The following is a 14,350-nucleotide window of genomic DNA, read 5'->3' as shown; positions in this document are numbered from 1 at the left end:
TCAGGGCGTGGCTGTCGGCGTAGCTCTGGACGACGCATCGGTGGTCCTGGGCGCGGACGGCTGCGTGGCCGTCGCCGACGGCGACTTCCCCCCGGGCAGGTTCACCGACATGCTCGGGCTGATCGTGATCCCAGGCAGCAGCGGGGTGTCGGTCGAGGAAGGCGTCGCGTTCGGGTCGGCGGACCCGGTCGGGGACGCACTGGTCCGGATGATCGGTCCGTTCGCGCGGTCGAGCAGGGTCACGGCCGGGCTCGCCGAGGTCAGCGTGGCCTTCACCGGAGCAAACAGGAATGACTCCTGCGGCTTGTAGTCGGCGTCCAGGAAGAAGGCCCGCTCGATCGACTCGACCTGGACCGTCGCCTTGGTGTCCCGGCCCAAACCGACCACCCGGAGCGCACGAATCTGCTCGATGTCCTCGGCCACGGTTCCCGGCGGCAGCTCGATCGCGGTCGCGGCCGGCTCGTCCCGCCTGAGCGACCACTTGGCCACTCCGAGGTCCGACCGGTAGATCGTCGGGTTGCCGGCCAGCTTGACGCCGACCGACACCCCGACCCAGGCCGCGTCGGTGTTGGGCGTGCCCTGAGTGGACTTGCGCAGCACCAGGTAGAGGTAGGACCGCGGGTCACCGGCCAGCTGGGTCGGGCTCCCCGTCGGGTCGTCGATCGGATCCTCGGCGGTCTTGCCTTCGCGGACGAGCTCCTGCGACATCATCCAGTACGTCCACGGATTGCGGTCCATGATCCCCTCGGGCGCCTCGCTCCGCGGGTCGAGGCTGTCGAGCGCGGACAGCGAGAAACGCATCTGCCCGTCCGTCTTCCCGCACACGCTGTTGGCGAGCCCGCAGGTCTGGACGACGGCGTGCGTACCCTCGTAACCGCCGGTGAAGGGGACGGTGGAGCCGTCCTGGCCCTGGACGGCGGCGCTCCCGGGGACGACCTGACCGGCGGCGTTGACCTCCACCTGGTAGACCCAGGCGATGTCGGTGCTACGCCCCCACTGGGCGAGCGTCTCCGGGACAGAGGCGGCGCCGTCCTCGTTCGAGTAGATGACCGAGTAGCGGTAGATCTTGTTGCCGGTGGTCGGCGAGGCGGCCTCGGTGTGGAACTCGACCATCGGGGTGTCGGTCACCGCGCTCTGGAACGGCCCGCTGACGTCCGGCGTCGCCCCCTGGCCGGTGCGCCCGTAGATGACCGGGGCGTACTGGGTGGCGGCGAAACCGGCGTCGGCGGCGGTGACGGTGCGGAACTTCAGGTTCGTGAGGTTGGCCGTGTGGGCGGCGGCGGGGGAGCGGTCATCGGCGAACTTCACCTTCAGGGTGTGGTCGCCGGCCGGCACGTTGCCCAGGTCGAGGCTGCGCGGGATCGAGAACGACGCCGGGATGACGAGGTCCGTCGTGTAGGTGTCGTCGACGTAGAGCGAGACGACCGCGGACTCGCCGCCGTTCGTCCCCCAGGACGCTTCCGGCGACGCCGTGCCCAGGTCGAGGATGACCTCGCCACCTGTCGAGGCGAACGGCGCCGACGCTTCCTGGCCGCGGGTGACGGTGACGTTGAGTGGCCCCGTCGGCTTGTCCTTGCCTCCACCGCAGGCCGCCACCGTCGTGGCCAGCGCCGTGGCCGCGAGGCCGGCACCCAGCAGCCGCAGCGTGGTCCGGCCGCGGGCCGTGGGCCGTCCGGGCGCCGTCCCGCCGGGCGCTGTCGTTCCCGGGGTCCCGGCCCGATCGGCGACGGGATTCCCGCCGGATCGGCTCCGCCCGGGGTCCCTGCCCGATCGGCAAAGCCGATCAGGCAGATCTGCCGGGAGGTCTGCGATCAGGAAGGTCCGCGCTGTCCTGGTCACTAGCCTCGCCTCCGCCTTGTGCCATTACCGCTCTTCATCCTGGACTGTCCTGGTCTGGCGTGTTCAGGCGGCTCCTACGGTTCTGACCGATCGGTCGCGAACGTCGCAGGGAGCTCACGCGGGGCTGTCGCGACAGGGCAGGCCATCGTCCAGGTGACGATGCGTGTTCTACCGGGTACTTGAGGTTCGTTCCGCGACGTTGTCGGATCGCCGATCAGTCCTGGCGTCGCGCGATGGTGACCGTCCGTGGGTGGACCGTGGATTTCCGCTTTCCGCCCACCGTCCTAGGCGATGGCGCGGAACGATGGGACAGCACCGATAAGCCCCCGCCTGGGACGGGCTGAGGGGTCCTGGAGGCCGGAGTGTCATCGAGGCCGGGCCGCTGGAGTGCCGGCGTTCCGGGGAGACGGGGCGCCGGGGAAACGGAGGGATGAGCTTGCGTGAGGCGCGTGGTGAGGACAAGGCCGTGGTGGAACGGCCGGCGCGGCTGTCGAAGGCGGACGCCGATTCCGAGTTGGCTCGGCTACAGGTCGAACTGGTTCGGATGCAGGAGTGGATCGTTCATTCCGGCCTGCGGGTCGTTGTGGTCATGGAAGGCCGCGACACGGCAGGCAAGGGCGGCACGATCAAGCGGATCATCGAGCGGCTCAACGCACGGCACTACCGGGTCGTCGCCCTGACGACGCCGTCCGAGCGCGAACGCACACAGTGGTATTTCCAGCGGTATATCGCTCATCTCCCGGCGGCCGGCGAGGTCGTGTTCTTCGACCGGAGCTGGTACAACCGTGCCGGGGTCGAGCGCGTGATGGGCTTCTGTACCGACGCCGAGTACGACGAGTTCATGCGCACCTGCCCGCAGCTCGAACGGGCACTGGTCCGTTCGGGGATCATCCTGCTGAAGTACTGGCTCTCGGTCAGCGACGAGGAGCAGGAACGCCGCTTCCACGCCCGGATGAAGGACCCGGGCAAACGCTGGAAGCTGTCGGAGATGGACCTGCAGGCCCGCGCGCACTGGGTGGACTACGCCGAGGCGAAGGACGAGATGTTCGCCTATACCGACATCCGCGAGGCACCCTGGTTCGTCGTCGACGCGGACGACAAGCGCTCGGCCCGGCTGAACCTCATCTCGCACCTGCTTTCCCAGGTTCCCTACCAGGAGGTCCCGCGCCCACAGGTGACCCTGCCGCCTCGCCAGCAGCGCGCCTACAAACGCCCGCCGATCGACAGCCAGACCTGGGTCCCGCGCCGGTACGCGGTGGACTGATTGGGCACCACGTCCGCCGGCTGGCCGGCACCACGTCAGGGAGGGGGTCCGCGTGCGCAAGTACGTCATCATGGGCGTTCAGGGCAGCGGCAAGGGAACTCAGGCGCGGCTGCTCTCCGCCGACCTGGGCCTTGTCCACATCAACGTCGGCGACATCTTTCGCTGGAACGTGCAGAACCACACCAAGATCGGCGCCCAGGTGCGCCGGGCGGTCGACAGCGGGCACCTGGTCGAGGACGACCTGGTCGAGCGGGTCGTGCGGGAGCGGCTGGCCAACCATGACTGGAACTACGGCTTCGTCATCGACGGCTTCCCCCGCAATGCCCGGCAGGCCGAGTTCTTCCTGGAGAGCTACGACATCGACGGGGTGATCTACCTCGACCTCCCGGACGAGGAGGTCGTGCGCCGGGTGCTCGCCCGCCGGCTGTGCTCCCGATGCGGCCTGGACTACAACCTGATCGCCAGCCGGCCGAGGCAGGCGGGTGTGTGTGACGTGTGCGGCGGCGCGCTGGTCGGGCGGGCCGACGACAACCCTGAGGCGCTCGCCGTCCGGCTGCGCGAGTACCAGAGCAAGACCCGGCCGGTGCTGGAGATCTTCCAGCGCAAGGAATACGTGGCGGTGGTCGACGCCCGCCAGCCGGTGCCCGCGGTCCAGGCCGACATCCGCGCGCGGCTGCGCCTGCCGCCCGCCGGCGGCGGCTCGTCCGTCACCGCGGTAAAGCGCGCCGGCTGACGGCGCCGCGGGGGAGGCCGGCGCCGCCCCGCGATGCCAGGCGTGTGTGACGGGGCGCGCGTGGCCGGCGTGGGCTCCGCGACTGGTCGGCGGCAACGGGTTGGTGCGGGCGACGGCCCGCCCGCATCGAGGCGCCGCCGCCGGGCGTGACGCCGGGCGGCGCCGGTTACGCACTGTGGCGCGCGCTGTCGTCGGTGGGCGGTGAGACGGTGGGCGTGACGACCGGCTGCTCGCGGCCGGCCCCAACGCCACGCTGCCTCCATAGCGGCGTATGTGTAAACCTGAGCAGCTATTTCCTATCGAGGATGCCCAGGCGTTTCCAGGGATATTTATCCCTTAGTGGCGCGATTGAGGGCACGTAGGGTTATCGGACCTATACCTTAAAGTTTGCCCAGGGTGCCCGACCGTGTGCATGGATGGGGCAATGCGGGGGTACGTTGCCTGGCGTGACCGTGTCGAACAACGCTGTGGTCAGCACCGCGCTCGGCTACGTGGAGGCGAACCCCTCGGAGCTGGACACGGTCCGTGACCTCGTCATCCTGTCCCTGCTCGGCCCGCCGATCACCTTGCGTAGCACTCTCCCGGCGCACCTCGCGTGTCGGGCGGTCGTGATGACGTCCGACCAGCACGTTCTGACAGTCCGCGGCGCGAGTCGGCCGGGATGGCAGCTCCCGGGCGGGCACGTCGCCGAAGAGGACTGTTCGCTCCTCGGCTCGGTGCTGCGCCAACTGCGTGAGCTCACCGGCATCGACCCGAACGTGCTGCGCCCGGAGTCGGCGCTGCCCTGCGACCTCGACGCGGTACCCGTCGATCCGGTGCTCGAGCTCGACGAGCTCGAGCACGTCCACTATGACTTCCGCTACCTGCTTCACCTGCCCTCTCGGGATCTCGGGGCCGACGTGGCGGCGGATGTCCGGTGGGTTCCCGTGGACGAGGTTCCTGGAAGACTGGGGACGAAGCTCCGGCGCAGCTCCCGGACACCGGCCGCTCTGCGGTAGTCGCGCAGCTCCTGGCCGGAGCCGCTGGCGCTCGCCCGGCCGAGGCGGGAGGTTCAACGCATGGCGCAGGATGACGGCGGCGCCGTCGTCGGGGCCGTGGCCGCGAGCGGCGGCGAGGGCGGCGGTGGCCGCACCGCGAACGGGTCGCAGTCCTTCGAGCTGGTCGTCGAGTCCTCGGCGCAGACGGGCGCCGTCTTCGCGCTGCTCGCCGACGGCGCGAGCTGGTCGTCCTGGGCCGGTCCGCTCGTCCCGCGCTCCCGCTGGTACCGGACGGGCACGCCCGCGCCGGGTGGCGTCGGAGCGGTCCGGGAGCTGGGCATGCGGCCGGTCCTGTCGCGCGAGGAGATCGTCGAGTACGTGCCGCCCCGCCGCCTCGTCTACACGATCGTGTCCGGCATTCCGGTCCACGGCTACAAGGGGATCGTGGAGCTCGACCCGCTGCCCGGCGGCGGCACCCGCATCAGCTGGCGGGCGACCTTCGTGCCGGCCTGCCGCGGCACGGGTCCCCTGCTGAGGCTCTTTGCCCTCACCGCGGTCGGCTCGTTGGCGCGCCACCTCGCCAAGGCTGCGGCCGCCGGCCGCACCCCCGACGTGTCGGCGGCCACGCCCGCCCCGGGGACGACCCAGAACCGCTGACCGCCGTCAACCGTCCGGCGCCGGAGCATCGGGTGGCAACAGATCGGCCGGAATCTGCTTTCGCCGCGCCAGGCGTGACGGAAATGAGCCGGTCCAGCGCTTCCCGCCGTAATTTCCGCATATTGACAAAATATCGCCACGGAGCGTGAGTAATAGTTTCGAGAACTTTTACGGCGAGCAAATATCATTAGTAGGGCGCCGTACGTAGACATGCGGTCATGGCGCTTTTTCATGGTCGTTCCGTTCTTTCGTGCCGCCCGGGTGGCGCAGCGCGGCTCCAGGTGCGTCTAGCTGGTTTGATCAGTGCTGGGATCATCGCCATCGCGCTGGTCGCGGCCGGTCCGGTGGCCAACGCGGCCTCGGCGGCGACGACGTCGTCGTTCACCTCCGCGCTGGCCGCGAAGTGGCGTTCCTACCTCGCGACCAGGCCGGGTTCCGTCAGCGTCGCCCTCTTTGACCGGCGCAGCGGCCGGACCGTCTACGTCACCAAATCACCCCGTACTGGCTGGGAGACGGCGAGCACGGTAAAGCTGGACATTCTGACCGACCTGCTCTCGAAAACTGGGCAGAACGGAAAACTCACGGCCGCGCAGCTGAAGCTGGCGAAGCCGATGATCTCGGTCAGCGACAACGTGGCGGCCAGCTCCCTGTGGAACCAGGCCGGCGGGCGGAGCGGGATGAACGCGTTCTTCCGCAGGCTCGGGATGACCTCGACGGCGGCCGGGGCCGGCGGCAAGTGGGGCCTGACGAAAACCACCGCCCTGGACCAGCTCAAGGTCCTGCGCGCGGTCTCCTACCCGGGCGCGGTCCTGTCCTCGAACGCGCGGGCCACGGCCACCGGCCTGCTGGACACGGTCATCCCGGCGCAGCGCTGGGGCCTGACCGCGGGCGTGCCGACAGGTGTCCGGCTCCAGCTCAAGAACGGCTGGCTGCCCTATGACGGCGGCTGGGTGGTCAACAGCCTTGCCCACGTGCACGGGGCCGGCAAGGACTATGTCATGGCCGTCTACACGCGCAACAGTGCGACCGAGCAGACGGGCATCAACACCATCTCTGGCCTGTCTCGCCTCGCCTGGTCGACAGTGCCGGCGGCCTGACGCGATCTCGGCGGTGCCTCCGCGCGCGGAGGCACCGCCGACCGTCGGAGGCCGCGAAGAGTTGAGGCATTTGTAACTATTCGAAACATCGCGCGTAGCCGGAGATGCATACAAATTCGGTCATGGTTTCCGGCCGGTCGGCTCGCCGTCGCCGCGCGCGGGCGCGTTCTCGCTCGCGGCTGGCTGGCCTGACGGCCGCCGTGGGGGTCGCCGCGCTCGCGGCCGTCGGCGTCCCGCCCTTCACCACGGCCGCGACCGCGGCGGCGCTCGACGACGCCGCGCCGCCCACCGCCGCCGTCGTCGAGCGGGCCGCGCCGACGAGGTCGACGGACGCCCCCGACGACTCGGTGCTCGCGGGGATTTTCGGCATCGACTTCGCGGTCGCGACACCGGGCGGCGCCACATCGGGCAGTGCGACATCGGCCGGCGCGACGCCCCCGGCTCCGACCGCCGTGCCGGCCGTACTGACCGCGCCGACGGGGCCGACCGGGCCGACCGGGCCGACATCCGCGTCAGCATCCCCGGCGGCGACCTGGGAGCTGGCGCCGGCCGGGTCGGCGCCGCCGACGACCGCGAGCGGCCCGCCGGCCGCGGCTGAACCGGACCCGTCGTTCGCGCCTGTCCTCGCGGCGGAGTTCCGCTCCTACCTGGCCACGCGCCCCGGGGCCGTCAGCGTCGCCCTGTACGACCGGGCCACCGGACTGACCGTGGACGTCACGAACTCCGCCCGGAACGGCTGGGAGACCGCCAGCACGGTCAAGCTCGACATCCTGACGGCGCTACTCACGAAGACCGGCGAGAGCGGCCAGCTCACGGCCGGGCAGCTGCGGCTAGCCAGGCCGATGATCTCCATCAGCGACAACGGGTCGGCGAGCGCGCTATGGCGTGCGGCCGGCGCGCAGAGTGGGATGAACGCGTTCTTCCGCGGGCTAGGAATGACCGCGACCACGGCCGGCCGGAGCGGGGCCTGGGGGCTGACCAAGACGACCGCCTACGACCAGCTTCGCGTGCTGCGGGCCGTCTCCTATCCGGATTCGGGCTTGTCCCCGAACGCCATGGCGACCGCCACCGGCCTGCTGGACACGGTCATCCCGTCGCAGCGCTGGGGCCTGACCGCCGGCGTGCCGGCCGGCGTGTCGGTAGAGATCAAGAATGGCTGGCTGCCCTACGGCGGCGGCTGGGTGATCAACAGCCTCGCCCACGTGCACGGCGCCGGCAAGGACTACATCATGGCCGCCTACACCCGCGACAGCCGAACCATGGCCATCGGCGTCGAGACCATCTCGGGCCTGTCCCGCCTGGCCTGGCAGTACGTTCCCGTCGCCCCGGACCCGAACGCGCCGCCGGCATCCTGACCGCGCCACGCGTCGGGACAAAGGGAGGGACCGGCCGCTCGCGCCTCCGCCCGACAGCGACAACGGCCGCGATGGCGGCCGCGACAACGGCCGCGATGGCGGCCGCGATGGCGGCCGCGAGCGGCGCGCCGGCTCGGTTTCCGGCGATCGGGCCTCAGCCGCTGAAGCGGGCGACGGCGCGCATCTTGTTCATGGCGTCCAGCGCGGCGACCTTGTAGGACTCGGACAGCGTCGGGTAGTTGAAGACGCTGTCGACGAGATAGTCGATGGTGCCGCCGCAGCCCATCAGAGTCTGGCCGATGTGCACGATCTCGGTGGCACCGGTGCCGAAGACGTGGACGCCGAGCAGCTTGTGGTCGTCCGGGCTGACCAGCAGTTTGAGCATGCCGTAGGAGTCGCCGACGATCTGGCCGCGGGCGAGCTCGCGGTAGCGGGCGATGCCGACCTCGAACGGGATCGAGCTTTCCGTCAGCTCGTCCTCGGTCTTCCCCACGTAGGAGATCTCCGGGATCGTGTAGATACCGATTGGCATCAGGTCGGCACGTAGCGTGTGCACCTCCTCGCCGCAGGCCGAGTAGGCGGCGAGCCTGCCCTGCTCCATCGACGTCGCCGCGAGCGCGGGGAAACCGATGACGTCACCGACGGCGTAGATGTGATCGGCCTCGGTGCGGAAGTCGCTGCCGACCTTGATGCGGCCGCGGCCGTCGGCGGCGAGCCCCGCCGCTTCGAGCCCGAGCGCGTCGGTAAGGCCCTGCCTGCCGGCGGAGTACATCACCGTGTCGGCCGGGATCTTCTTGCCGCTTTCCAGCAGGGTGAGCGTGCCGCCGTTGTGCCGCTCGACGGAGACCACGGCCTCGCGGAACCGGAACGTCACAGCCAGGTCACGCAGGTGGTATTTCAGGGCCTCGACGATCTCAAGGTCGCAGAAGTCGAGCATCCGCTCGCGGCGCTCGACGACGGTGACCTTCGTCCCGAGCGCGGCGAACATCGAGGCGTACTCGATACCGATGACGCCCGCGCCGACGACGACCATCGAGCCGGGAATGCGGTCAAGGTTGAGGATCTGGTCGCTGTCGACGACGGTGCGGCCGTCGAAGGCCACCGAGTCCGGCCGCGCCGGCCGAGTGCCGGTGGCGATGATGATCTTCTCTGCCGAGACCCGGCGCACCTCGAGACCGTCCGGCCCGGTCACGGAAAGCGTGTGCGGGTCGAGGAACTTCGCCATCCCGGTCACGACCGTCACGTGGTTGCGGGAGAGCTGGCTGCGGATGACGTCGATCTCGCGGCTGATCACATGCTGCGTGCGGGCCGACAGGTCGCCGACGGTGATGTCGTCCTTGACCCGGTAACTCTGGCCGTACATCTCGCGCTGCGAAAGGCCGGTGAGGTAGAGGACCGCCTCGCGCAGTGTCTTCGAGGGGATCGTGCCCGTGTTGATGCAGACGCCGCCGATCATGTCGCGCTTGTCGACGATCGCCACGCGCCGGCCGAGCTTCGCGGCGGCGATCGCCGCCTTCTGGCCGCCCGGCCCCGACCCGATGACCAGGACGTCATAGTCGAACATTCGGGCTCCCCCTCAGCGACCCCGCCCCGGGCCCGTGTCAGCCGGCCCCGTGTGCGCGCGTGCCGAGAGTATCCAGACTGAACGGGAAAAACGGCCACACTGCCGGGGTTGTTACCCGCATTTTTCCGCCGCGGTTCCATCGGCGACACCAACGGCGGGCAGCGGCCAAGCCGCGGCGGGCGGGGAACGGCTAAGGCCGTTCCCCGCCCGGCGGACAAGTCCCTCCACCGGTCCTTGAAAGCCAGGACCGGTCGGGAGGGCTACGGGTGGGTCATGGAGAGGACGTCGAGGGCGGCGTCGAGCTGTTCCAGAGTGAGCTTGCCGGCGTCGACGTAGCCGCGCTCCAGCACGACCTCGCGGATCGTCTTCTCCTCGGCGAGCGACAGCTTGGCGACCTTCGCCGCCTCCTCGTAGCCGATGTACTTGTTCAACGGCGTGACGATCGACGGCGACGACTCGGCATACCGGCGGCAACGCTCGACGTTCGCCTCGACGCCGTCGATGCAGCGGTCGGCGAACAGCTGGCTGATCGTCGACAGGATGTGAATTGACTCCAGCAGATTGCGGGCGATCACCGGCAGCATCACGTTCAGCTCGAAGTTGCCGGCCGAGCCGCCGAACGCCACAGCCGCGTCGTTGCCGACGACCTGGGCGACCACCTGGCAGACCGCCTCGGGAATGACCGGGTTGACCTTGCCGGGCATGATCGACGAGCCGGGCTGCAGGTCGGGCAGGTGGATCTCGCCGAGGCCCGCGCGCGGGCCGGAGGACGCCCAGCGCAGGTCGTTGGAGATCTTGTAGAGCGACAACGCGATGACCCGCAGCACACCGGACGCCTCGACCAGGCCGTCCCGGGAGGCCTGCGCCTCGAAGTGGTTGCGCGCCTCGGTCAGCGGCAGTCCGGTGCTCGCCGCGAGCTCGGAGATGACGGTCGCGGAGAAACCGGGCGGGGTGTTGATCCCGGTGCCCACGGCGGTGCCGCCCAGCGGCAGCTCGCCAATCCTCGGCAGCGCCGCGTTCAGCCGCTCGATGCCGAGGCGCACCGCCGCGGCGTAGCCGCCGAACTCCTGGCCCAGGGTGACCGGGGTCGCGTCCATCAGATGCGTACGCCCGGACTTGACCACATCGGCGAACTGCTCGCTCTTACGCGACAGCGACGCCGCCAGGTGCTCCAGTGCCGGGATCAGCTCGGCGACGATTCCCTGGGTCGCGGCGACGTGGATCGACGACGGGAACACGTCGTTCGACGACTGCGAGCAGTTCACATGGTCGTTCGGGTGCACCGGCCGACCGAGCCGCTCGGTGGCGAGCGTCGCGATGACCTCGTTGGTGTTCATGTTCGACGAGGTGCCGCTACCGGTCTGGAACACGTCCAGGGGGAAGTGGTCGTCCCAGTCGCCACGGGCGACCTCGGTGGCCGCCGAGACGATCGCCTCGGCGATCTCGCCGTCCAGCACTCCGAGCTTGGCGTTGACCGTCGCGGCCGCCGCCTTGATCCGAGCGAGGGCCGCGATGTGCGCCCGCGAGATGCGCTGCCCGGACACTGGGAAGTTCTCGACCGCGCGCTGGGTCTGTGCGCGCCATTTCGCGTCGGCCGGGACCCGAACGTCCCCCATGCTGTCGTGCTCGATCCGGTACTCCTGCTCGGTCATGCCGCTCGGTGCTCCTCGTCCTCAGCCGGTCGCCGCCGTTCGACCGCCACGATGCGCGGGTAGGCGACGCGGGTACTTCCCGCAGGCTAACGAGTCTGGCCCGGGCAGGGTCAGGAGATGTGGCCGCGATCGTCGCCAGCGCCAGACACCCGGCACCAAAAACACACAGGGCCGCCAGGCCATCGCGCGGCGGCGACAGACCAGCGGCCCTGTGTACGAGTCGTTGCGGGCGGACGTCGCGCTGCTCAGCCGGCGGCGCGCTCCTTGGAGCGGATGTCGCGGCGCAGCTCCGGCGGCAGGGCGAACAGGAGGTGCTCCTCCATCGCGGTGACCTCGTCCACGTCGTTGAAGCCCCGCTCGGCGAGCCAGGTCATCAGCTCGGTGACGAGCTCCTCCGGCACTGAGGCGCCGCTGGTGACGCCGACGGTCTCCACACCGTCGAGCCACTGCTCCTGTACCTGCTCGCTGTTGTCGACGAGGTACGCGGCCGGCGCGCCGGCGTCGAGCGCGACCTCGACCAGGCGGACCGAGTTCGACGAGTTCGGCGAGCCGACGACCAGGATCAGGTCGACCGCCTGAGAGATCTCCTTGACCGCCACCTGGCGGTTCTGGGTCGCGTAGCAGATGTCCGAGTTCGGTGGCCCCGTCAGGTGCGGGAACCGCTCGCGCAGCGCCTCCACCGTCTCCATGGTCTCGTCGACCGAGAGCGTCGTCTGGGAGAGGTAGGCGACCCGCTTGGGGTCACGCACCGCCACCCCAGCGGCGTCCTCCGGGCCGTCGACCAGGTGGATCCGGTCCGGCGCCTGCCCTGTGGTGCCGACGACCTCCTCGTGGCCCTCGTGGCCGATGAGCAGGATGTCGTAGTCCTCACGGGCAAACCGGCGCGCCTCGTGATGCACCTTGGTCACCAGCGGACATGTGGCGTCGATGGTGCGCAGCTTCCGCTCCGTCGCCTCCTCGTGCACGGTGGGTGCTACCCCGTGCGCGGAGAACACGACGGTAGCGCCGTGCGGCACCTCTTCCGTCTCCTCAACGAAGATCGCACCCTTCGCCTCCAACGTCTTGACAACGTGAGCGTTGTGCACGATCTGCTTACGCACGTATACCGGAACGCCGTACAGCTCCAGTGCCTTCTCCACGGTCTGAACCGCTCGATCGACACCGGCGCAGTAGCCGCGCGGCTTGGCCAGCAGGACCCGCCCCATGTCCCGGCAGTCTACGCGGCGCGGGCCCGGCGGGAAGACCGGCCGTAGGTGCGTCACGCGTTGCCGGCATCCGTCCTACTCAGTGCTTCCGCCTGTCGTGCCTGGTCAGCGGCCTGGGCGGACAAGAGTTCCGGACGGGGGTGTCGGCCGGTCGACGGCGCGTCGTGCCACGGCGGGCCGGCAGTGTGATGAGCAAGGCATACCTGGGAACATGCCGTCACCAGGTCGAAAACCGTGCCGAGGCCACGCGCCCGGGGGCCCAGGGCCGGGACCTGCCCGTCGGTATGTCCTACCGTGCGGGCGTGGCGTTGACATCGAGTCCCGAACAGCCGCTGCCGGTGCGGACGGTGTCCCGCGCGCTCGGCGACTGGATCAGCCGGCTCGGGCGCGTCTGGGTCGAGGGGCAGGTGACCCAGATCTCCCGCCGGCCCGGGATGAACACGGTGTTCCTGACCCTGCGCGACCCGGTCGCGGACGTCTCGCTGCAGGTCACCTGCGCGCGAGCGGTGTGCGACGCCGTGGGGCCGGCGCTGGTCGACGGCGCGCGGGTGGTGGTGTGGGGCAGGCCGTCGTTCTACGCCGGGCGGGGCACCCTGTCGCTGGACGTCTTCGAGATCAGGCCGGTCGGCGTGGGCGCGCTGCTCGCCCGGCTGGAGGCGCTGCGCCAGCTGCTCGCCTCCGAGGGGCTGTTCGCCGCGTCCCGCAAGCGCCGGCTCCCGTTCCTGCCGACGGCGGTCGGGCTGATCACCGGCCGGGCGAGCGCCGCCGAGCGCGACGTCGTGGAGAACGCCCGGCGCCGCTGGCCCGCGGTGCGGATCGTCACCCGCGAGGTCGCCGTGCAGGGGGCGCTCGCCGCCGGTCAGGTCATCGACGCCCTGCGCGAGCTCGACGCCGACCGGGAGGTGGAGGTCATCGTGATCGCCCGGGGCGGTGGCTCGCTGGAGGACCTGCTGCCGTTCTCCGACGAGGCGCTGCTGCGCGCGGTCGCCGCGGCGCGCACTCCCGTGGTGTCCGCGATCGGGCACGAGCAGGACAGCCCGCTGCTCGACTACGTCGCCGACGTGCGCGCCTCCACCCCGACGGATGCCGCCAAGCGGGTGGTGCCCGACGTCGCGGAGCAGGCGGCGATCGTCGCGCAGCTGCGCGCCCGCGCCCGCAGGGTGGTCGACCAGCGAGTCGAGCGGGAACGCCGCGCGCTCGCCGACCTGCGCGGCCGGCCGGTGCTCGCCGCGCCGCACCGGGAGCTGGACCGGCGGGCGGAGGCCGTGGACGCGCTCGCCCGGCGGGCGCGCCGCTGCGTGACGCACGCCGTCGACGTCGCGGGCCGCGATCTCACCCACGCCACCGCCCGCCTGCGTGCCCTCTCCCCGGCGGCGACCCTCGATCGCGGCTACGCGCTCGTGCAGGACGCGGCGGGCGGCGCCATCGTCCGGGACCCGGCGGCGCTCACCGCGGACCAGGCACTGCGGATCCGGGTCGCGGGGGGCTCGTTCGGAGCGGTCGTCACCGGCCTCGCCGCCGGCGGCGAGGCGGCCCCGGCCTCCTCGGCGCGGGGGGCGGCGGTGCCAGGCCCCGCGCCGACGCCGCCCCCTCCACGAGGCCTGGACCCGGCGCCGGACCCCGTTCCCTGACCCGGCCAGCCAGCCGGGTCAGCCGGCAGCCGACCACCCGGCGCGTGGCGGCCGGCACCCGCCGATTCACATCCAGGAACGCAGACTGAGGAGCCCCGCTTGACCGAGCCGAACACAGAGCAGGCCGCCGTGCGGCCTGGCGGGCCCGCCGGCGGCGGGCCCACGTTCGAGGACTCCCGCGCGGAGCTGGAGGACGTCGTACGCAGGCTGGAGGCGGGCGGGGTCACCCTCGAGGAGTCGCTGGCCCTCTGGGAACGTGGCGAGGAACTGGCCAGAACCTGCCAGGCCCTCCTCGAGGGCGCCCGGGCCCGCATCGCCGCCGCCGAGCCCGCGCCCGGCCCGGGCCGCTCGCCACTCTGACGGCGGGTGGCCTTCC

At 70.9% G+C, this 14,350-nt stretch carries 12 protein-coding genes; 8 read left to right on the top strand and 4 right to left on the bottom strand.

What is annotated here, in order from left to right:
• A complete protein-coding gene (locus BCD48_RS28230) occupies positions 1-1,839 on the bottom strand; it encodes a hypothetical protein (RefSeq protein WP_241842041.1) in 1,839 nt (612 codons plus the stop codon).
• Between the two features lie 430 nt (positions 1,840-2,269).
• Here BCD48_RS28230 and ppk2 point away from each other — a divergent pair, with 430 nt between their 5' ends.
• From ppk2 to BCD48_RS28200, 6 genes are all read left to right on the top strand, one after another.
• Positions 2,270-3,103, top strand: a complete 834-nt coding sequence (gene ppk2, locus BCD48_RS28225; RefSeq protein ID WP_071051422.1) for a polyphosphate kinase 2 — start codon at positions 2,270-2,272, stop codon at positions 3,101-3,103.
• Positions 3,104-3,155: 52 nt separating this feature from the next.
• The gene (locus BCD48_RS28220; protein ID WP_071051421.1) at positions 3,156-3,836 is read left to right on the top strand and encodes an adenylate kinase family protein; all 681 of its coding nucleotides are present in this window, start codon (positions 3,156-3,158) and stop codon (positions 3,834-3,836) included.
• 446 nt (positions 3,837-4,282) lie between these two features.
• Positions 4,283-4,834 (top strand): NUDIX domain-containing protein, encoded by a 552-nt coding sequence (locus BCD48_RS28215; protein ID WP_241842040.1) that lies wholly within the window; start codon positions 4,283-4,285, stop codon positions 4,832-4,834.
• A 60-nt stretch (positions 4,835-4,894) separates the two neighbouring features.
• Complete coding sequence (locus BCD48_RS28210; protein ID WP_083419314.1) at positions 4,895-5,470, top strand: SRPBCC family protein; 576 nt, start codon at positions 4,895-4,897, stop codon at positions 5,468-5,470.
• A gap of 296 nt (positions 5,471-5,766) precedes the next feature.
• A complete protein-coding gene (locus tag BCD48_RS28205; RefSeq protein ID WP_241842039.1) occupies positions 5,767-6,567 on the top strand; it encodes a serine hydrolase in 801 nt (266 codons plus the stop codon).
• A 200-nt stretch (positions 6,568-6,767) separates the two neighbouring features.
• Positions 6,768-7,922 carry a serine hydrolase gene (locus BCD48_RS28200; RefSeq protein WP_071051419.1) on the top strand — a complete coding sequence of 385 codons (1,155 nt, stop codon included), beginning with the start codon at positions 6,768-6,770 and terminating at the stop codon, positions 7,920-7,922.
• 154 nt (positions 7,923-8,076) lie between these two features.
• Here BCD48_RS28200 and sthA read toward each other — a convergent pair whose 3' ends face one another.
• The 3 genes from sthA to BCD48_RS28185 form a co-directional block, all read right to left on the bottom strand.
• Entirely contained in the window at positions 8,077-9,486 is a 1,410-nt protein-coding gene (gene sthA / locus BCD48_RS28195) for a Si-specific NAD(P)(+) transhydrogenase (RefSeq protein ID WP_071051418.1), read from the bottom strand.
• 260 nt (positions 9,487-9,746) lie between these two features.
• Positions 9,747-11,138: a class II fumarate hydratase gene (locus tag BCD48_RS28190; RefSeq protein WP_071051417.1), complete on the bottom strand. Its 1,392-nt coding sequence runs from the start codon at positions 11,136-11,138 to the stop codon at positions 9,747-9,749.
• Between the two features lie 245 nt (positions 11,139-11,383).
• A complete protein-coding gene (locus BCD48_RS28185) occupies positions 11,384-12,343 on the bottom strand; it encodes a 4-hydroxy-3-methylbut-2-enyl diphosphate reductase (RefSeq protein ID WP_071051442.1) in 960 nt (319 codons plus the stop codon).
• A gap of 302 nt (positions 12,344-12,645) precedes the next feature.
• On the opposite strand from BCD48_RS28185, the gene xseA reads away from it, so the two are divergent.
• A complete protein-coding gene (gene xseA / locus BCD48_RS28180; RefSeq protein WP_241842038.1) occupies positions 12,646-13,974 on the top strand; it encodes an exodeoxyribonuclease VII large subunit in 1,329 nt (442 codons plus the stop codon).
• A 99-nt stretch (positions 13,975-14,073) separates the two neighbouring features.
• Positions 14,074-14,334 (top strand): exodeoxyribonuclease VII small subunit, encoded by a 261-nt coding sequence (locus BCD48_RS28175; protein ID WP_083419311.1) that lies wholly within the window; start codon positions 14,074-14,076, stop codon positions 14,332-14,334.
• The last annotated feature ends 16 nt before the right edge of the window (positions 14,335-14,350 follow it).

The sequence above is a fragment of the Pseudofrankia coriaricola genome (assembly GCF_001854805.1).
Taxonomy (GTDB): Bacteria; Actinomycetota; Actinomycetes; order Frankiales; family Frankiaceae; genus Pseudofrankia.
The sequence above is the reverse complement of the archived record's forward strand: the minus strand, read 5'-3'. Positions and strand labels throughout refer to the sequence as shown.